This is a genomic window from Brevundimonas sp., assembly GCF_035998205.1.
In the GTDB taxonomy this organism is placed as follows: domain Bacteria; phylum Pseudomonadota; class Alphaproteobacteria; order Caulobacterales; family Caulobacteraceae; genus Brevundimonas.
In genome coordinates this window covers 471,775-489,779 of record NZ_DASYHT010000004.1, presented here as the reverse complement: position 1 = coordinate 489,779, position 18,005 = coordinate 471,775, and the positions used below count along the sequence as shown (strand labels likewise).

Sequence of the window (18,005 nt, the reverse complement as noted above, 5' to 3'; positions counted from 1 at the left end):
CTCCTACACCACCTCGACGGACCTCGGCGACCCCCGTCCTGTCGCGCGGCGGATCGCCCCGGTCAGCTGATGTCCTCGCCCGGATGGACGCCCCGCCGCTGCAGCTTTTCCCACGATTCGGCGGCCGTCTCGGCGAAGCAGAACAGCTCCAGGTCGGCCGGATTGATCATGCCATGACGCAGGAAGGCGTCGAAGTTGATCACCTCGCGCCAGTAGGCCTCGTCGAACAGGCAGATGGGGATCGGCGGCGCCTTGGCCGTCTGACGAAGGGTCAGGATTTCGAACAGCTCGTCGAGCGTGCCGAAGCCGCCCGGAAACACCACCAGCGCATTGGCGCGCATGGCCAGGTGCATCTTGCGCATGGCGAAGTAGTGGAAGCGGAAGGTCAACTCCGGCGTCGAATACGCGTTCGGCTCCTGCTCATGCGGCAGGGTGATGTTGAAGCCGATCGAGGGCGCGCCGACGTCGACCGCCCCCCGGTTCGCCGCCTCCATCACGCCCGGCCCGCCGCCGGTGGCGATGACATTGTCGCGCGGCCGGGCCCCGAGGGCGCCGCCGGTCTGCGACACCAGTCGCCCGAAGGCGCGCGCCTCGCGGTACCAGCGCCCCTGCTCGCCAGGTCCATCCTCGCGCACCCGGGCGCTGCCGAACACGACGATGGTGGAGCGCACGCCCCAGTCGCGCAGCGCCTCCTCGGCCTTGGCGTACTCCATGAGGAAGCGCACGCCGCGCATGGAGTCGCCGAGCAGGAAGTCCTGGTCCAGCGCCGCCAGACGATAGGCGGGCGACGCCATCTGCGGCGCGTTCGGGCGGCCCTCAGTCACCCTTGGCGCGCTCGACGGTGTCGATGGAGGGATTGGCCCGGAGGGCGGCGATGATGGCGGTGGCGTGCTTGAGATCGGACACCTCGATGTCGAGATCGATGTCGAAGAAGTCCTGCTGCCGATGCTGCAGGGCGAGGTTGAGGATGTTGCCGCCGGCCTCGCCGATCACCGTCGCCACCTGCCCCAGAACGCCCGGCGCATTGCGCATGGTGGCGCGCAGCCGGGTCCGCGCCAGCGCGCCCTGTTCAGCCTGGGCGGTCCACTGCAGGTCCTGCCAGACGGAGTCGTCGTCCGCCACGTCGGCCAGCCGCTGGCAGTCGATCGTGTGCACCGTCAGACCGGCGCCCGGCTCAAGGATGCCGACGATGCGGTCGCCAGGCAGCGGCGAGCAACAGGCCCCGAAGTGGATGGACACGCCCGGCGTCAGACCGCCGCCGCGCACGAACAGTCGCGCCGCTTCATCGACCATGCGGCGGCGCTCCGGCGCAGCGCTGGTCACGGTGCCCTTGAGCTGCGGGAACAGCGTCTCGACCACGCGGGCCGGGGCCACCTGGCCTCGGCCGATCGCCTCGAACAGCTCTTCCTCACCGGCGATGGCGAGGGTCTCGAGGGCCGGCCGCAGCGCGACGTCGGAGAGCGCCCGGTCGACGCGGACGAGGGTCTGCTCCAGCGCGACCTTGCCGAGCTTCTGGAACTCCGAGCGCTCCGAGGTGCGGATGTGGCGCCGGATGGCCGAGCGGGCGCGGCCGGTGACGGTCAGGGAGCGCCAGTCGGACGGCACGTCGCGCTTGGCCCCGCGGATGATCTCCAGCACGTCGCCATTCTGCAGCCGGGTGCGCATCGGCTTCAGCTCGCCGTTGATCTTCACCCCGACCGCGCTGTCGCCGACCTCGGTGTGGACGGCGTAGGCGAAATCGAGCGGCATGGCCCCGCGCGGCAGGCTGATCAGCCGGCCTTTCGGCGTGAACACGAACACCTGGTCCAGATACATCTCGAGCTTGGCGTGCTCGACCCAGTCCTCGCCGCCCTCGCCGTGTTCGATCACCTGCACCAGATGGCGCAGGTTCTGCAGCGGGTCACGCCCGCCGTCCTGCTCCATCTGCTCGCGGTCGAAGCCATAGGACTGGTTCTTGTAGCGCCAGTGCGCCGCGACCCCGTCCTCGGCCACCCGGTCCATGGCCTCGGTGCGGATCTGCATCTCGATGCGCAGACCGCCGGGCCCCACCACCGTCGTGTGCAGCGAGCGGTAGTTGTTCGACTTCGGCGTGGAGATGAAGTCCTTGAACCGCTCCGGCACCATGGGCCAGACGCGGTGGACCACACCGAGGGCGCGATAGCAGTCGTCCTCGGCCTCGACGATCACCCGGAAGCCGAAGATGTCGGCGAGCGACGAGAAGCCGACCGCCTTGCGCTGCAGCTTGCGCCAGATCGAATAGGGCGTCTTCTCGCGCCCGAACACGCGCGCCGGAATCCCCGCCTCGGCCAGCACCCGCTCGATCTCGCGGGCGACGCCCTCGACGGCGCCGCCGTGCTCCAGCTTCAGGGCCTCCAGACGCCGGGCGATGGCGTCCCGGGCGGTCGGGTTGAGGTGCTCGAAGGCCAGCTCCTCCAGTTCGGAGGCGATGGAGTGGATGCCGATCGAGCGACCCAGCGGCGCATAGACCTCCAGCGTCTCGCGGGAGATGCGCTCGCGCTTCTCCGGCTTGACGTACTGCAGCGTCCGCATGTTGTGCAGGCGGTCGGCCAGCTTCACCAGCAGCACCCGCACATCGCGGCTGATGGCGAGGATGAACTTGCGCAGGTTCTCGGCCTGGCGCGTGTGCTCGGCCTGCAGCTCGAGCCGGCTGAGCTTGGTGACGCCCTCGACCAGCTCGGCGATCTCGTCGCCGAACATCTCGGCGATATCCGCCTTGGTCGCCGAGGTGTCCTCGACCACGTCGTGCAGCAGGGCGGTGACGATGGTCGCCGTGTCCAGCCGGTAGCTGGTCAGGATGCCGGCGACCTGGATCGGATGGGCGAAGTAGGGATCGCCGGAGGCCCGCAGCTGCGAGCCATGCATCTTCATCGCATAGACGTAGGCGCGATTGAGCAACGCCTCGTCAGCGGTGGGATCGTAGGCCTTGACCGCCTCGATCAGCTCGAACTGGCGCAGAACGCGAGAGGCGGCGACAACGCGCGCCTTCGGCGAGCTGTCGTCGGCAGGCGCGGGCGCGGGCGGCGGGGACTCGGGAGACCGCGCCGGAAGGACGGTAACGCCGGGGAGCGGCTCTGCCGTCAGTAGCGCTCCTCCTGGCCGCCGTCGCGATCCGACTGCAGCGCGCGGATCAGTTCCTGCTCGGCCATGTTCATGTGCTGGGGCTCGGCCAGCAGGGCGATGGTCTCGGCCTCGTCCTCGGCCTCGGTGCGCTCGTCGACCCGCTGCAGCGTCGTGATCAGGTTCTCGCGCAGCTCGTCCGGCTGGACAGTGTCATCGGCCAGTTCGCGGAGGGCCACGACCGGGTTCTTGTCGTTGTCGCGGTCGAGGGTCAGCGGCGCGCCGTTGGCGATGTTGCGGGCGCGGTGACCGGCCAGCAGCACGAGGCCAAAGCGGTTCGGAACCTTCTCGATGCAGTCTTCGACGGTGACGCGGGCCATGGAGTCCTCGGAACGGGGAGAGAACAAAAGAAAATAGAGGAAGTCCGCCGTTCGCGCAACGGCGCCGCGGGGATCAACCGATCGGCCGGGCGTCTGCGCCGACCGTGGCCGCCGTCGCCAGCGCCGCGGCCGTCTGCCCGACCACAGGATGTCGCCAGTCGGGGGCGATCTCGGCCAGGGGCCCCATGACGAAACGCCGTTCCGCCGCCCGCGGATGGGGCAGGACCAGATCACCGAAGGTTCCCGCCAACCGCCCGTAGGCGATCAGGTCCAGGTCGAGCGTCCTCGGGGCGTTCCGGGCCGCCCGCACCCGCCCCATGGCGGTCTCCAGGCCTGCCAGCGCCGCCATCAGGGCTTCCGGCCCCATGGCGGTCTCGGCCAGCACGACCCCGTTCAGGAACGGCGGATCGGCCGGATCCGGCCAGGCCGCGGACGCCCACCAGCCCGAGCGGCTCAGCACGTTCACCCCGATGCCCGGCAACCGGGCCAGCGCCGCCTCGAGACCGGCGGCCACATCGGGCCAGTCCCCCTTGTCATTGCCCCCCAGAGCGATCACCACCGCAGCGTCGAGCGCGGCGGCCAAATCCGCGCCGGCCGGCATTTTTGAAGGACATTCGCCCATGCATCTCTATCCGAACGACCGCCTCGCCGTGTTCATCGACGGGGCCAATCTCTACGCCGCCGCCCGTGGGCTGGCCGCCGAGCTGGACTTCCGGCGCATGATCGAGGTGTTCCGCGAGCGCGCCCGCCTCGTGCGCGCCTACTACTACACCGCCATCGTCGAGGGCGAGGAGTACTCGCCGGTGCGGCCGCTGGTCGACTTCCTCGACTACAACGGCTTCACCGTGGTGACCAAGCCGGTGCGGCGCTTCACCGACGCCCAGGGGCATACCCGGACCAAGGGCAACATGGACATCGAGATCGCCGTCGACATGCTCGGGCTGGCCGGCGACATCGACCACGCCATCCTGTTCTCCGGCGACGGCGACTTCCGCCGGCTGGTCGAGGCGGTGCAGGCGAAGGGCGTGCGGGTCACCGTGGTCTCGACCCTCAAGACCCAGCCGCCCCAGATCGCCGACGACCTGCGCCGTCAGGCCGACGCCTTCATCGACCTCGCCGACCTGATGGAGTTGTTCGGCCGCCAGCGGGCCGGCGCATGACCCCCGAGGCTCCGCGCGACTGCCCCCTCTGCCCCCGGCTAGTCGCCTACCGGCAGGAGAATGCGGCGAAGGCCCCGGACTGGTTCAACGGCGCCGCCCCGTCGTTCGGCGATCCGCAGGCCCGCCTCGTGGTGGTCGGCCTAGCTCCCGGCCGCACCGGCGCCAACCGGACGGGCCGGCCCTTTACCGGCGACCACGCCGGGGTGCTGCTCTACGAAACCCTGCTGGCCACCGGCTTCGCCCGGGGCCGCTACGACGCCCGCCCGGACGACGGGCTGGAGCTGGTCGACTGCCTCGTCACCAACGCCGTGCGCTGCGCTCCGCCGGGCAACAAGCCGCTGCCCGTCGAGGAGGCGACCTGCCGGCCGTTCCTGCGCGACCGGCTGGCCGCCCTGCCCCGCCTGAAGGTGATCGTCACCCTCGGCGACGTGTCACGCCGCAATGTGCTGAAGGCGCTGGGCCTGCCCGGGTCCGCCGCGCCGTCGGGCCATGCGGCCGAGGCCGAGGTTGGCCCCTACCGGCTGATCAACAGCTATCACTGCTCCCGGCTCAACACGAACACCGGCCGGCTGACGCCGGAGATGTTCCGCGCCATCTTCGAGCGGGCGCGCGACCTGATCGGCTGACCCGACAACCTGTGGCGTTCGCGTCACAGGCGAAGCGGGACTACACGCCGACCGCTGCAGGACGGGGATCGGTCACAGCGCTGCAGCGTTGAGCCGGCATGCAGAACACCATGCCGCAAGCGCCCCGCATCTCCTCACCGGTCGAACGTCGCGTCGCCCTTTGGGTGCTGATCGCGGCCGTGGCTCTCGCCGCCCTTATCGGCGTCGCGCGAGAGGCCCTGCCGCCCTCGCTCGGGGCGTGGGACCAGGGGGCCAGCACACCCGCGCCGCCGGGCGTGATCGACGCCCGGCCGGTCGCCACGCCGGACCTTGCCGGCGCGCACGCCTGAGCCCGACGCCGCGCGCCTTTACGGTCCCTGCGTCCGAACACATACTCCCGGTAGGCAGCCATTCCATCAGGCCGCGAAGCGGGGGAGAGCGCAATGTCGAAGCGGAGGTCGCGTTCAGACGGGCTTCTGATTGGCCTGGCGACAACCGTCGCGGCCCTGCTCACCGTTCCCGGGACGGTCATCGCCCAGGCCCTGCCGCCTACAACCGTCGACCCGGTCGTGGTCGAGGGCGCGCGCCTCCGGGATCTCGTCGAGCAGTTTGTCGACGACGTTATCGAACCTCCGGTGCGCCGCGGCCCTGCACGTTGGGCGCGCCGCGTCTGCGTCGGGGCTGTCAACCTGCGTCAGGACGTGGCGCAGGCCCTCGTCGACCAGGTCTCCGAGGTCGCCCGTCGCGTGGACCTTGAAGTCGGCGAGCCGGGCTGCCGCCCCAACATCCTGATCATCGGCGCGGATGACGGGGCCGCCCTCGCGCGAGGGCTGGTCGAGCGACGGCCACGACTGTTCCGGCCGGGCTATAGCGGGGCGTCGCGCAGCCGGCTCGCGTTGGAACGCTTCACCACCACCCCCGCTCCGGTCCGTTGGTGGCATGTGAGCCTTCCGGTGAACCGCGACACAGGCGCGCCAGCGGTCCGCATGCCCGGCGGCGCTCCGCCGATGATCGTCACCCGGGGCCGGCTGCGCACCAACATCACCAACACGCTTCAGCGCGTGGTGATCGTGGTCGACGTGGACGCCGCCAGCGGCCTGAACACCGTCCAGCTTGGCGACTACATCGGTGTGGTGGCCCTTGCCCAGGTCGACCCTGACGCCGAGACCTCGGCCTACGACACCATCCTCAACCTTTTCGAGATGGAGCCGCGCCCTTCCGGCATGACCGATTGGGACACGGCCTACCTTTCCGCGCTGTATGAGGCTGAACTGGACCAGAGCGGCCCACCCAGCCAGCGGCGCGAGATCGTCGACCGGATGTTGCGGGACCGCGCCCGCGCGACCGGCCTTGAAGACGCTGTCCCCGGTCTGGACGACTAGCCTATCCGAGGTCCTTCATCAGGCGGGCCTTGTCGCGCTGCCAGTCGCGCTCGGCGGCAGCCTCGCGCTTGTCGTGGAGCTTCTTGCCCTTGGCGAGGGCGATCTCGATTTTCGCCCGCCCGGACTCGTTGATGTAGAGCCGCACCGGCACGATGGTGCGGCCGTCGCGCTGGACCGCGCCGATCATGCGGTCGATCTGGCGCCGGTGCAGCAGCAGCTTCCGCGGCCGCCGGGGCTCATGGTTGAAGCGGTTGGCCTGCTTGTAGGGCGGGATGTCGGCGTTGATCAGCACGATCTCGCGCCCTTCGACGGCGGCGTAGGACTCGGCGATGTTGGCGCGCCCGTCGCGCAGCGCCTTGATCTCGGTGCCCGTCAACTGCAGGCCCGCCTCGACCACATCCTCGAGGAAGTAGTCGAACCGCGCCCGGCGGTTCTCGGCGATGGTGCCGGCCTTGCTCTCCGCCATCAGACCAGGCCGACCCCGGCCATGGCGGCGGTGATCGCGGGCCGGACCCCGTCGGCGCACGGGAGCAACGGCAGGCGCGTCTCTTCCGTGCACAGTCCCAACTGCGACAGGGCGAACTTGGCCGGCGCCGGCGAGGCGTCGAGGAACATGGCCTTGTGCAGGTCGATCAGCCGCGCCTGCCAGTCGCAGGCAGCCCCGGCGTCGCCGGACGCCGCCGCCGTGTGCAGGGCCACCATGGCCTCGGGCGCCACGTTGGAGGTGACCGAGATGACGCCATGACCGCCCTGGGCGAGATAGCCGGGATAGCTGGGGTCGTCGCCCGAGATCAGGTCGAAGTCCCCGGCGATATGCCCGCGCATCCAGCTGACGCGCGACAGGTCGCCGGTGGCGTCCTTGATGCCGACGATGTTCGGGTGCGCCGCCAGCGCCGCGACGGTGGCGTTGGCCATGTCCACGCCGGTGCGACCGGGCACATTGTAGAGCAGCAGCGGCAGCTCCACCGCGTCGGCGATGGCGCGGAAGTGCGCCTCCAGACCCGCCTGGGAAGGCCGGTTGTAGTAGGGGGTGACCACCAGCGCCCCGTCGGCCCCGACGGTCTTGGCGTGACGGACGAAGTCGATGGCCTGGGTCGTCGAGGCCGAGCCGCAGCCGGCGATGACCCGCACCCTGCCGGCGGCGATGCGGACACAGGACTCGACCACCGCCTGCCGCTCCTCGACCGTCAGGGTCGCGCTCTCGCCGGTCGTACCGACGGGCGTCAGGCCGTGGACGCCCGCGGCGATCTGGCGCTCGACGAGGGCCTCGAACGCGGCGAAGTCCACCTTTCCGTCACGAAAGGGTGTGATCAGGGCGGTGATGACGCCCTTGAACAGCGGAGCGGGCATTGAGATGAACGGACCTGGCGGAGAAGGGCGATGGGCGCCCGGAACAAGGGCGCGGAAAGTAGGCGCCCCCCGCCACGGCTGCAACAGGGATCGATGGGGTTCGCACAAGGCATGACGATCACGACTCTCGCGGCGGCCATCGCCCTGCTGGCCCCGACCCCCGACCCTGCGCTGTTCATGGCCGCCGCCCCGACGGCGGTGCAGGCGGCCTATCAGCCGCGCGCCCTGTCCGACGCGGACGCGGCGGCCTTCCGCGAAGGCTTGGCGGCGGCCCGCGCCCGCGATGTCACCGCCACTCGCGCCGCCATGGCGCGGATCAGCGACGACGTGGCCCGACGGCTGGTGCTGTGGGCGCTGACCGACACCTCGGGGTCGCAGATGAGCCTCGCGGATCTTGGGCCGGCGAAGCGTGACCTCGCCGCCTGGCCGCGCGCCGGGTCGCGCCACAGCGACGCCGAGGCGGCGCTTGACCGCGCCATGGCGGCGCCGGAGGCCGTGCTCGCCTTCTTCAATGGCGGCGCGCCCGAGACCGCCGCGGGCGCGATCGCCCTTGTCGGCGCCCTCGAGGACAGCGGCCGCGACTACCAGGCCCGCGCGCTCCTTCGCGACTGGTGGCGCAACCGATCCTTCGACATCGAGCTCCAGAACCGCATTCTCAATCGCTGGAGCGGCTGGCTGACCGAGGCCGATCATGACGCCCGTCTGAGCCAGCTGCTGCTGGGGCCGCACGGCCCGGCCACCCGCGCGATGGCGGCTCTGGCGTCGCCGGAGCGGCGCGCCGTGGCCGAGGCCGTCTTCGCCCTGCGCACCGCCTATCAGCCCGACGCCCTCGTCGCCGGCCTGAGCCCGGCCCAGGCCGGCGACCCGGCGGTGGTGCTGGAGCGGGTGCGCCTGCTGCGCTCCGCCGGCCGCGAGGCCGAAGGCTTCGCCCTGCTGGCGGGCCTGCCGCCGGCGCCGACCCATGAGGCGGGTCAGAACACCCTGTGGAACGAACGGCGCAACTACTTCATCGACGCCCTCGAACAGCGCAACTGGCAGGGCGCCTATCACGCCATGGCCGGGCACGGCTTCCCCGGCGGCGAGCGCAAGGTCGACGCGGAGTTCTTCGCCGGCTGGGTGGCCCTGACCAAGCTGAACGACCCCGCGCGGGCCGAGGGGCACTTCGAGACCCTGCGCCAGTCGTCGCAGACGCCGATCACCCAGGGCCGGGCCAACTACTGGCTCGGTCGGGTCGCCGAGGCCCGGGGCGACGCCGCGACCGCCCAGGCGCGCTACACCGAGGGCGCACGGCACATCCAGAGCTTCTACGGCCAGCTGTCGGCCGAGAAGGTCGGGATCACCACCCTGACCCTGCCGCCCGAGGTGGAGATCACCGACGCCGACCGCGCCCGTTTCGAGGCCAACGAGCTGGTCCGCGCCCTGCGCATCCTCGGCGAGACCGGCGAGATGTCGCTGTTCCGGGTGTTCACCTACCAGCTCGACGATCAGCTGACCGAGGCCGCCGACTTCGCCCAGTTGATCGACGTGTCGCGCGCCTACGGCGACCAGTTCGCCTCGATGATGGCCGGTCGCGCCGCCAGCCAGCGCGGCATCATCCTGCCCGAGCGGCAGTATCCGATCCGCATCCCGGAGCAGCGCCCCGGCTCGGCCACCCTGCCCTTTACCCTGGCCATCACCCGGCAGGAGTCGAGCTTCGACCCGGCGGTCGTGTCGTCGGCTGGCGCCCGTGGCATGATGCAGTTCCTGCCATCCACGGCCCAGGGCGTGGCGCGCCGGCTGGGGATGCCCTACGCCCCCGAGCGACTGTTCGACCCGGACTACAACATGACGCTGGGCAGCTATCACCTCGGCGAGCTGATGAGCCGGTTCGGCGGTTCGATGCTGCTGACGGCGGTCGGCTACAACGCTGGTCCGGCGCGGCCCCCGCAATGGGTGGCGCGCTGCGGCGACCCGCGCAGCGGCCAGGTCGATCCGGTCGACTTCATCGAGTGCACGCCGTTCACCGAGACGCGCAACTACATGATGCGGGTGATGGAGAACCACTCGATCTACAAGGCGCGGCTCAACGGCGGCTCGGCGCCCCTGACCCTGTCGGCGGACATCGCCGCCGGGACGCCTGACGGACCACGGCCCTATCAGCCCTGATGTCGGAAGCGGGCCGGGTTCGGGTCAGGCCCGGATCAGGCCGCGCTCCAGCGAGGCGAGCAGGGCGTCGACCAGCCGGTCCCGCTCGACCCAGTCGAAGTAGGGCTTGGTGATGACCAGGGACGCCAGCCCGTGGACGCCGGCCCAAAGGACCTGGGCGGCGACGCGCGGGTCCTCGTTGAGCCGGCCCGCAGCGGCCACCGCGGCCACCTCGGTCTCGAAGCTGCGGTAGAGCTGGTGGCCCAGGGCCGTGGCCGTGGCCTCGGCCCCGCCGCGCGCCTCCGCCGGCCGGGTCAGATAGACCAGGCGGTAGGCGTCGGGGTTGGCGAAGGCGAAGTCGAGATAGGCCCGCAGCATCAGCACCAGGCGCGCCTCGGGGGCGGCGGTCGTCTGACGAATGCCTTCATTGGCCTCGATCAGCCGACCAAAGGCGGCGCGGCAGATCTCGACGAGAATCTCGTCCTTCTCGCGGAAGTGCATGTAGAGCGCCGTCGAGGACAGCCCGACCGCGTCCGCGATCTTGCGGATGGTCGCCCCCTCGTAGCCGTGCTCCACGAACAGGCGCTGCGCGGCCGCCAGAATCTCGGCGCGGCGCTCGTGGCCTTCACCGCGCGCCTTGCGGACCGCAACGCTCATGCCGGCGACTCCTCGGAGGTCATGGAACCTGCTTAACCCCGTTCGAAAGGCTGCGCCAACTTGCCGCCCCGGGATAACGCCGTTATACGCGATCAGGGGTTGAACCGGGCCATGGCCAGCAACGGACACGGGCAAACGTCGGCGGGCCTGGACCTGCCGCTCAGGGACAGCGCCCGCCGCCGGGGCCTGACCCAGGGCCAGGCTGTCACCGTCGCCAGCGTCGCCGCCCTGCTGCTCTCGAGCGCAATCGCGGCGCCCGCCCTGACCGCATCGATCATCGTCTGGAGCGGCTGGGTCCTGTTCTGCTGGATGGCGGTCTTCCGCGCCGCCGCCTGCCTGCTGTCGCTCGTCCCCGCCCCGGTCTGCCCGGCGCCCGCGCGCTGGCCGGCCTATACGGTCGTGGCCCCGCTGCGCGGGGAGGCGGAGGTGGTGGCCGGCCTGATCGGGCGGCTCGACGCGCTCGACTATCCGCGCGACCGGCTGCAGGGGCTGATCCTCGTCGAACCGGATGATCCCGAGACGGTGGCCGCCGCCTTCGCCGCCCCGCGACCGGACTGGATCGAAGTCAGGGTCGCGCCGCCGGGCGAGCCGCGCACCAAGCCGCGCGCCCTGAATGTCGCCCTCGGCTGGGCGACCGGCGCGCTGATCACCGTCTACGACGCCGAGGACGCCCCTGATCCCGGCCAGCTGCGCGAGGCCGCGGCCCGCTTCGCCGCCGCCGACCCCGCCCTCGCCTGCCTCCAGGCCCCCTTGCGCATCCGCACCCCGGGCGGCGCCCGGGAGACCTTCGTGCACGGCCAGTTCGCCGCCGAGTACGCCGCCCTGTTCGAGATCCTGCTGCCGGCCCTGGCGCGGCTCGGCTGGCCGTTCCCGCTGGGGGGCACCAGCAACCACTTCCGGGTCGAGGCCTTGCGCCGCGCCGGCGGCTGGGACGCCTGGAACGTCACCGAAGACGCCGATCTCGGCTTTCGCCTGTGGCGCAAGGGCTATCGCCTCGGCGTCCTCACCCGGCCGACCTACGAGCCGCCGCCCGCCGATGTCGCCGCCTGGGTGCCGCAGCGGACGCGCTGGCTGAAGGGCTACATGCAGACACTCGGGGTCCAGCTGCGCCACCCTCTGGCGCTCGGGTGGCGCGGGCTGCTCGCCCTGACCTTCACCCTCGTCCAGACCCTGCTGGCGGCGGCGCTCTATGCGGTGACCGCCGCCTGGACGGTCTGGCTGCTGGCGCTCTGGGCCGTCACCGGCCTGCCGCCGCTGGCCCCGGTCGGCGGCTTCGTGACTGTGGCGGCGGGGGTCATCAGCGCCTGGCTGGCCTGCGCCGTCGGCTGTCGTCGGGCGGGTCGACCCTATGGCTGGAAGCTGATGCTCACCGCGCCGGGCTACTGGGCGCTGCAGAGCCTGGCCATGGCGCATGCGGTCGTCCGGCTGGTGCGCCAGCCCTTCGCCTGGGACAAGACCCCGCACGGTCTGGCCGACGTGGCGGTGCACGCCGGGGTCACGCCACTGGACGAGGCCCCTGCCCCGGCGCTACGCGGAGCCAATGCCCCAGCTCGCCTCCGCCCCGTCCCTGCTCACCACTCGTCCGTGGGAGGACTACGCGCTGCTCGACAGCGGCGGCGGGCGCAAGCTTGAGCGGTACGGGCGGTACACGGTCGTGCGACCGGAGCCGCAGTGCTTCTGGGCCCCGCGCGACCCGGCAGCCTTCGACAACGCCGACGCCGTGTTCGACCCGACCGACGAGGACGAGGCCGGCCGCTGGCGCTTCGCCCGCGGGGCGCTGGACACCTTTCCGCTGCGCTGGGGCCCGACACGCTTCACCGGCCGGTTCACGCCCTTCCGCCACCTCGCCTTCTTCCCGGAGCAGGCGGCCAACTGGGCCTGGATGAGCGAACGCGTCGCGCGCCGGCCAGGCCTGAAGGTGCTGAACCTGTTCGGCTACACCGGCGTGGCCAGCCTTGCCCTCGCCGCCGCCGGGGCCGAGGTGACCCATGTCGACGCCTCGAAGAAGTCGGTCGGCTGGGCCCGCGAGAACGCCGACCTGTCGGGACTGGCTGACCGGCCAATCCGCTGGATCGTCGAGGACGCCCGCAAGTATGTGGCGCGCGAGGTGCGGCGCGGCAGCCGCTACCACGGCGTCGTGCTGGACCCGCCCAAGTACGGCCGCGGCCCGACCGGCGAGGTGTGGCGCCTGTTCGAGGACCTGCCCGGCCTGCTGGCGGACTGCGCCGCCCTGCTGGCCGAAGACGCCGACTTCCTGCTGCTCAACGCCTATGCCGCCCGCATTTCCGGTCTGTCGCTGGCCCACCTGATGGCCGGGGCCATGCCCGCGCGGGGCGGCCGGATCGACTGGGGCGAGCTGGCGCTGGAGGAGGACGGCCCCGATCCCCGCGCGCTGGGTCTCAGCTTCTTCGCCCGGTGGTCGGCGTGAGCGCCGCTGTGCCGGATCGTCTGATCACCTCCCTCACCAACGACACGGTCAAGGCCGTGCGCGCCCTGCACATGCGCAAGGAACGCGAGGCCACGGGCCGCTTCCTCGCCGAGGGGCTGAAGTTCATCGGCGAGGCGCTGGATCAGGGCCGCGCCCCCCGGCTGCTGCTGGTGGGCCAGGACGCCCGGCCGCACCCGCTGCTCGACCGGGCCCGGGCCGAGACCCGCGCCGCCGGCGGCGAAGTGGTGATCGTCACCCACGCGATCCTCGAGAAGATCAGCCGGCGCGACAATCCGCAGACGGTGCTCGGCGTGTTCGACCAGGCCTTCACGCCTCTGGACGCGCTCGACCCGACCTCGGCCCCCTGCTGGGTGGCGCTGGAGCAGGTCCGCGACCCCGGCAATCTCGGCACCATCATCCGCACCGCCGACGCCGCCGGCTGCGGCGGGGTGATCCTGATCGGCGACTGCGTCGACCCGTTTTCCGTGGAAGCCGTGCGCGCCACCATGGGCTCGGTGTTCGCCGTGTCGATCAGCCGGGCCAGCGTGGACGACTTCCTCGCCTGGCGCGCCGGCTGGCCGGGGTCGGTGATCGGCACCCGGCTGGACGCGACGGTCGATCACCGCGCCGCCGCGCTCAACCGCCCGGCCCTGATCCTGATGGGCAACGAGCAGGCCGGGCTGACCGACCGGCTGGCCGCCGCCTGCGACGTCAACGTCAAGATTCCGATGCGCGGCCGGGCCGACAGCCTGAACCTCGCCGTCGCCACCGGCATCATGGTCTACGCCGCGACCGAGGGCCTTTAGGTCCCGCGCGGCTTGGCCCGGCTGGTGGCCTCGGCCTCGGCGGGGTTCTCGGGCCAGGGGTGGCGCGGATAGCGTCCGCGCATCTCGGCCCGCACCTCCTTCCACGAGCCGCGCCAGAAGCCCGGCAAATCCTTGGTCAGCTGGATCGGCCGGCGCGCCGGCGACAGCAGGGCGAGGGTCAGGGGCGTCCGCCCGCCTCCCACCGTCGGATGCGTGGTCACGCCGAACAGCTCCTGCACGCGGATATCGACCCGCGGCCCGCCCTCGGCGGCGTAGTCGATCGCCGCCGAGCCCAGCGGCGTCTCCAGCCGGGCCGGGGCCAGCCGGTCGAGGTCGCGAACCCGGTCCCAGGGCACAAGCGCGCGCAGACCCTGCTCCAGCGCCGCGTCGCCGATCGCATCGAGCGCCTGCACTGACTCCAGCAGCGGCCAGAGCCAGACCTCACGCGCTTCCAGCAGGCCGGCGTCGGAGACGTCCGGCCAGCCCTCGTCCAGGCTGGCGAGGAAGGTTAGCCGCGCCCGTAACCCCGCCGCGCGCTCGCCCCAGCGCAGCCCCTTCAGGCCGTCGCGCTCGACCTCGCCGCGGAGCGCCGCGGTCACCTGGGCCCGGTCAGGAGGCCCGACCACCGTCTCCTCCAGCACGAGGGCGCCAACGCGGCGCTGCCGGCGCAGCTCCAGTCGCCCGCCGGGGGTTCTGACCAGCCGGTCCTCGACCTCCGCCCGGTCCGTCAGGACCGCCGGGTCCAGCGGCGCCGCCAGCCGGATGCGATCGCCGGTGTCGCCGCCCGAAAGCTCGGCAACCGCCAGCCAGGACGAACGCGCCAGCAGGTCCGTCGGATCAAGGAAGGCCCCGCGCCCCGAGGCCAGAAGCACCTCGCCCGGCTTGCCGCGCGCCCGCGCCACCCGCTCGGGGAAGGCGGCGGCGATCAGGGCCCCGGGATCAGCCGAGCCGCCCGAACCGCCGCCGGCCAGCCGGGCCCAGCGCTCGGCCAGCTTCAGGGCGTCCCGGGCGCGCGGCGAGCGGTCGCGCTCAAGCGCCGCCAGCCGTTCCGACACATCGGTCGCGGTCCCGCCCAGCCCCGGCTCGCTGAGCAGGGCGGCGAGGCGCGCCCCGGTCAAGGCATCGCCGGCCTCGGCGGCCGTGAGCACCAGATGTCCGAGCCGCGGCCCCAGCGGCATCTGCGCCAGCTTCCGGCCGTGCGCGGTCAGCCGCCCCTCCCCGTCCAGCGCCCCCAGCCGGGTCAGGACCGACCGCGCCTCGGCGAAGGCCCCGCGCGGCGGCGGGTCGAGCAGCGCCAGCCCCTCCGCCGAGGCGGCGCCCCAGCGCGCCAGATCGAGCGCCAGCCCGGTCAGGTCGCTCTCGACCATCTCCGGCGGCTGATGACCGACAAGCCCGCGGGTCTGTTCCTCGTCCCACAGCCGGTAGCAGACCCCCGGCTCGGTCCGCCCGGCGCGGCCGCGCCGCTGCTCGGCCGAGGAGCGGCTGACCCGCACCGTGGCCAGCCGCGTCAGGCCGCTGGCCGGCTCGAAGCGGGGCACGCGCGACAGGCCGCTGTCGATCACCACCCGCACGCCCTGGATGGTCAGACTGGTCTCGGCCACCGAGCTGGCCAGCACCACCTTGCGTCGGCCGGCCGGCGCCGGCTCCAGCGCCCGGTCCTGCTCGGCCTTGTCGAGCGCCCCATAGAGCGGCGCGACGTCCACCGCAGGATCGCGCAGCCGCTCGCCCAGCAGGCGGGCGACGCGGTGAATTTCCCCCTGCCCCGGCAGGAAGACGAGCAACGAGCCGACGTCGGCCGCCAGCGCCGTCTGGATGGCGCGGACCACGGCGACCTCCAGCCGCTCGGCCGGGTCGCGGCCGAGATAGCGCGTCTCGACCGGAAACATCCGCCCCTCGGCGGCGATCACCGGCGGCCGGTCCAGCAGCCGGGCCACCGCCTCCACGTCGAGGGTGGCCGACATGACCATCAGCCGCAGGTCCTCGCGCAGCGCCTGCTGGGTTTCCCGCGCCAGCGCCAGCCCGAGGTCGGCGTCGAGGCTGCGCTCGTGGAACTCGTCGAACAGCACCGCCGCGACCCCCTCGAGCGCGGGGTCGTCGAGGATCATGCGGGTGAAGACGCCCTCGGTGATGACCTCGATGCGGGTGTCGGGACCGATGCGGCTCTGCAGACGGGTGCGATAGCCGACCCGGCCGCCGGGGGCCTCGCCGAGCGTCGACGCCATCCGTTCGGCCGCCGCCCGCGCCGCCAGCCGCCGCGGCTCCAGCAGCAGGATCCGGCCGTCACCACGCCAGGGGGCGTCCAGCAGGGCCAGCGGCACGACCGTGGTCTTGCCGGCGCCGGGGGGCGCCGCGAGCACCGCCGTATTGCCGGCCGCGAGGGCGGCCGTCAGCGGCTCGAGGACATCATGGATCGGCAGGCGCATGGGCCGCACCTGCCGCAAGGGCGCGCGATTGTCACGCGCGCCCCGCAGTCAGGCTGGCGTCAGACCCGGCTCAGCCCAGCAGGCCGGGAAACAGACCGATGACGAGGATCGCCGCCACGCCGAGCGGGCACAGCCAGGCGACGAGGAAGCGCCACAGGGCCAGCTTCGCCCCGGTCAGGCCCGTCTCGGCGTCAACCAGCTTCCGGTCCGCCACCCAGCCGATGAAGATGGCGGTGATCAGGCCCGACAGCGGCAGCAGCAGACGGCCGGTGACTCCGTCGACGGCGTCGAACCAGTTGGCGTCCTCGAAGCCGGGCACCCCGGCCAGCGGCCGCTGGTCCGCCAGCAGGTTGAACGACAGGGCCGACACCAGGCCGCCGAGGAAGACCAGCACGCCCAGAATCACCGACGCCCGGACGCGGCTCAGCCCGAACTTCTCGGTCACCCAGCCGACCGAGATCTCCAGCAGGGAGACCGACGAGGTCAGGGCGGCGAACAGGGCCAGCACGAAGAACAGGAAGCCGACGATGGCCCCGCCCGGCATGGCGTGGAACGCCGCCGGCAGGGTCTGGAACATCAGGGTCGGGCCCGCATCCGGGGTCATGCCGACGCTGAACACGATCGGGAAGATGGCCAGGCCGGCGATCAGGGCCACGCTGGTGTCGGCCACCGCGATGGTGCCGGAGGTGCGGGCCAGGTTCATGTCGCGCGAGGCATAGGCGCCGTAGGCGATCATGGCCCCGCCGCCGAGGCTGAGCGAGAAGAAGGCCTGCCCCAGGGCGGCGCTGATGACGCCGGGCTGCAGAGCCCGCTCGAAGTCCGGGGTGAACAGGAAGGCGACCGCGGCCGCAAAGTCGCCCGTGATGCCCGCGTAGATCGTGATCCCGACCAGCAGGATGAAGAAGGCGGGCATCAGCCAGATCGCCGCCGCCTCGATCCCGCCCTTCACGCCGCGCGCGACGATCAGCACCGTCACGACCACCACGGACAGCTGCATGGCGATGAGCAGGACCGGGTCCGCGAACAGCGTCGGCATCATCTGCTGGATCTGCGGCACCGACTGGTCCGCGTAGGCGCCGCGCAGGGGCGCGCCGGCGCTGAGGGCGGCCAGCAGGTCCGCGCCGCTCGTGCCGATGAAGTAGACCACCCAGCCGGCGACGACGCAGTAGAAGGTCAGGATCGCGGTGTTGGCGATCAGGCCCAGCACGGCCATCAGGCTCCAGGCCGGGCTGGCGCCCGACTGACGCGCCAGATAGGCGGCGCTCGCCACGGTGGAGCGCTGGCCGTGGCGGCCGATCAGGGTTTCAGACAGCAGCAGCGGCAGGGCGATCAGCGCCACGCAGAGAACATAGACGAGGACGAAGGCGCCGCCGCCGTTGCTGCCGGCCTCGGTCGGAAAGCGCCACAGGTTGCCGAGCCCGACGGCCGAACCTGTCGCCGCCAGTACGAAGGCGGCCTTCGATGACCATCGAGCCTGTTCCATGGATCCTGCGGGTCCGGCCAAATCACTCTCCCTGTCTGAATGGTGCGCCGCCGGTCTGACGCCGACGATCGCCTGTCCCTGAACCTAGACGGGCCGGCGCCGCGAGCGCCAGCACGCACCCGTGGCGGG

The 18,005-nt window shown here is 72.0% G+C and carries 17 protein-coding genes; 8 read left to right on the top strand and 9 right to left on the bottom strand.

Annotated elements, in window-relative coordinates:
* Window positions 1-62 precede the first annotated feature (62 nt).
* From VGN74_RS05100 to folK, 4 genes are all read right to left on the bottom strand, one after another.
* Window positions 63-824, bottom strand: a complete 762-nt coding sequence (locus VGN74_RS05100) for an LOG family protein (RefSeq protein ID WP_414643526.1) — start codon at window positions 822-824, stop codon at window positions 63-65.
* Entirely contained in the window at window positions 817-2,976 is a 2,160-nt protein-coding gene (locus tag VGN74_RS05095; protein ID WP_327446682.1) for a bifunctional (p)ppGpp synthetase/guanosine-3',5'-bis(diphosphate) 3'-pyrophosphohydrolase, read from the bottom strand. The genes VGN74_RS05100 and VGN74_RS05095 overlap by 8 nt, the downstream gene beginning before the upstream one ends.
* A 122-nt stretch (window positions 2,977-3,098) precedes the next feature.
* Entirely contained in the window at window positions 3,099-3,458 is a 360-nt protein-coding gene (rpoZ, locus tag VGN74_RS05090; protein WP_327446274.1) for a DNA-directed RNA polymerase subunit omega, read from the bottom strand.
* 73 nt (window positions 3,459-3,531) lie between these two features.
* Entirely contained in the window at window positions 3,532-4,059 is a 528-nt protein-coding gene (folK, locus tag VGN74_RS05085; protein ID WP_327446273.1) for a 2-amino-4-hydroxy-6-hydroxymethyldihydropteridine diphosphokinase, read from the bottom strand.
* Window positions 4,060-4,078: 19 nt separating this feature from the next.
* Between folK and VGN74_RS05080 the strand changes: the two genes are divergently transcribed.
* The 4 genes from VGN74_RS05080 (at window position 4,079) to VGN74_RS05065 (ending at window position 6,605) form a co-directional block, all read left to right on the top strand.
* Window positions 4,079-4,618 (top strand): NYN domain-containing protein, encoded by a 540-nt coding sequence (locus VGN74_RS05080; protein WP_327446272.1) that lies wholly within the window; start codon window positions 4,079-4,081, stop codon window positions 4,616-4,618.
* Window positions 4,615-5,244, top strand: a complete 630-nt coding sequence (locus VGN74_RS05075) for a uracil-DNA glycosylase (protein ID WP_327446271.1) — start codon at window positions 4,615-4,617, stop codon at window positions 5,242-5,244. The genes VGN74_RS05080 and VGN74_RS05075 overlap by 4 nt, the downstream gene beginning before the upstream one ends.
* 110 nt (window positions 5,245-5,354) lie before the next feature.
* Window positions 5,355-5,573 (top strand): hypothetical protein, encoded by a 219-nt coding sequence (locus tag VGN74_RS05070; protein WP_327446270.1) that lies wholly within the window; start codon window positions 5,355-5,357, stop codon window positions 5,571-5,573.
* Window positions 5,574-5,666: 93 nt separating this feature from the next.
* Window positions 5,667-6,605 carry a hypothetical protein gene (locus VGN74_RS05065; protein ID WP_327446269.1) on the top strand — a complete coding sequence of 313 codons (939 nt, stop codon included), beginning with the start codon at window positions 5,667-5,669 and terminating at the stop codon, window positions 6,603-6,605.
* Window position 6,606: 1 nt separating this feature from the next.
* Here VGN74_RS05065 and smpB read toward each other — a convergent pair whose 3' ends face one another.
* Window positions 6,607-7,071: an SsrA-binding protein SmpB gene (gene smpB, locus VGN74_RS05060; RefSeq protein WP_327446268.1), complete on the bottom strand. Its 465-nt coding sequence runs from the start codon at window positions 7,069-7,071 to the stop codon at window positions 6,607-6,609.
* The gene (dapA, locus tag VGN74_RS05055) at window positions 7,071-7,955 is read right to left on the bottom strand and encodes a 4-hydroxy-tetrahydrodipicolinate synthase (protein ID WP_327446267.1); all 885 of its coding nucleotides are present in this window, start codon (window positions 7,953-7,955) and stop codon (window positions 7,071-7,073) included. The genes smpB and dapA overlap by 1 nt, the downstream gene beginning before the upstream one ends.
* Before the next feature lie 111 nt (window positions 7,956-8,066).
* Between dapA and VGN74_RS05050 the strand changes: the two genes are divergently transcribed.
* Window positions 8,067-10,100, top strand: coding sequence for a lytic transglycosylase domain-containing protein (locus VGN74_RS05050; protein WP_327446266.1), 2,034 nt, complete (start codon window positions 8,067-8,069; stop codon window positions 10,098-10,100).
* Between the two features lie 24 nt (window positions 10,101-10,124).
* On the opposite strand, the gene VGN74_RS05045 is transcribed toward VGN74_RS05050, so the two are convergent.
* A complete protein-coding gene (locus VGN74_RS05045; protein ID WP_327446265.1) occupies window positions 10,125-10,736 on the bottom strand; it encodes a TetR/AcrR family transcriptional regulator in 612 nt (203 codons plus the stop codon).
* Window positions 10,737-10,847: 111 nt separating this feature from the next.
* On the opposite strand from VGN74_RS05045, the gene VGN74_RS05040 reads away from it, so the two are divergent.
* Genes VGN74_RS05040 through VGN74_RS05030 form a run of 3 tightly spaced genes read left to right on the top strand, consistent with a single transcriptional unit; the run spans window position 10,848 to window position 13,970 of the window.
* Window positions 10,848-12,368 (top strand): glycosyltransferase family 2 protein, encoded by a 1,521-nt coding sequence (locus tag VGN74_RS05040; RefSeq protein WP_327446264.1) that lies wholly within the window; start codon window positions 10,848-10,850, stop codon window positions 12,366-12,368.
* Window positions 12,277-13,164, top strand: a complete 888-nt coding sequence (locus VGN74_RS05035; protein WP_327446263.1) for a class I SAM-dependent methyltransferase — start codon at window positions 12,277-12,279, stop codon at window positions 13,162-13,164. The genes VGN74_RS05040 and VGN74_RS05035 overlap by 92 nt, the downstream gene beginning before the upstream one ends.
* Window positions 13,161-13,970: a TrmH family RNA methyltransferase gene (locus VGN74_RS05030; RefSeq protein WP_414643525.1), complete on the top strand. Its 810-nt coding sequence runs from the start codon at window positions 13,161-13,163 to the stop codon at window positions 13,968-13,970. Before VGN74_RS05035 ends, VGN74_RS05030 begins: the two co-directional genes overlap by 4 nt.
* On the opposite strand, the gene hrpB is transcribed toward VGN74_RS05030, so the two are convergent.
* A complete protein-coding gene (gene hrpB, locus VGN74_RS05025; protein ID WP_327446262.1) occupies window positions 13,967-16,393 on the bottom strand; it encodes an ATP-dependent helicase HrpB in 2,427 nt (808 codons plus the stop codon). The genes VGN74_RS05030 and hrpB overlap by 4 nt on opposite strands.
* 70 nt (window positions 16,394-16,463) lie before the next feature.
* Complete coding sequence (locus VGN74_RS05020) at window positions 16,464-17,876, bottom strand: sodium-dependent transporter (RefSeq protein ID WP_327446261.1); 1,413 nt, start codon at window positions 17,874-17,876, stop codon at window positions 16,464-16,466.
* Window positions 17,877-18,005: the final 129 nt, after the last annotated feature.

What these genes read in the sequence shown, in the direction of transcription:
- rpoZ (WP_327446274.1), bottom strand. Translation starts at nt 3,458, where the DNA reads ATGGCCCGCGTCACCGTCGAAGACTGCATCGAGAAGGTTCCGAACCGC.
- folK (WP_327446273.1), bottom strand. Translation starts at nt 4,059, where the DNA reads ATGCCGGCCGGCGCGGATTTGGCCGCCGCGCTCGACGCTGCGGTGGTG.
- VGN74_RS05080 (WP_327446272.1), top strand. Translation starts at nt 4,079, where the DNA reads ATGCATCTCTATCCGAACGACCGCCTCGCCGTGTTCATCGACGGGGCC.
- VGN74_RS05075 (WP_327446271.1), top strand. Translation starts at nt 4,615, where the DNA reads ATGACCCCCGAGGCTCCGCGCGACTGCCCCCTCTGCCCCCGGCTAGTC.
- VGN74_RS05070 (WP_327446270.1), top strand. Translation starts at nt 5,355, where the DNA reads ATGCCGCAAGCGCCCCGCATCTCCTCACCGGTCGAACGTCGCGTCGCC.
- VGN74_RS05065 (WP_327446269.1), top strand. Translation starts at nt 5,667, where the DNA reads ATGTCGAAGCGGAGGTCGCGTTCAGACGGGCTTCTGATTGGCCTGGCG.
- smpB (WP_327446268.1), bottom strand. Translation starts at nt 7,071, where the DNA reads ATGGCGGAGAGCAAGGCCGGCACCATCGCCGAGAACCGCCGGGCGCGG.
- dapA (WP_327446267.1), bottom strand. Translation starts at nt 7,955, where the DNA reads ATGCCCGCTCCGCTGTTCAAGGGCGTCATCACCGCCCTGATCACACCC.
- VGN74_RS05050 (WP_327446266.1), top strand. Translation starts at nt 8,067, where the DNA reads ATGACGATCACGACTCTCGCGGCGGCCATCGCCCTGCTGGCCCCGACC.
- VGN74_RS05045 (WP_327446265.1), bottom strand. Translation starts at nt 10,736, where the DNA reads ATGAGCGTTGCGGTCCGCAAGGCGCGCGGTGAAGGCCACGAGCGCCGC.
- VGN74_RS05040 (WP_327446264.1), top strand. Translation starts at nt 10,848, where the DNA reads ATGGCCAGCAACGGACACGGGCAAACGTCGGCGGGCCTGGACCTGCCG.
- VGN74_RS05035 (WP_327446263.1), top strand. Translation starts at nt 12,277, where the DNA reads ATGCCCCAGCTCGCCTCCGCCCCGTCCCTGCTCACCACTCGTCCGTGG.
- hrpB (WP_327446262.1), bottom strand. Translation starts at nt 16,393, where the DNA reads ATGCGCCTGCCGATCCATGATGTCCTCGAGCCGCTGACGGCCGCCCTC.
- VGN74_RS05020 (WP_327446261.1), bottom strand. Translation starts at nt 17,876, where the DNA reads ATGGAACAGGCTCGATGGTCATCGAAGGCCGCCTTCGTACTGGCGGCG.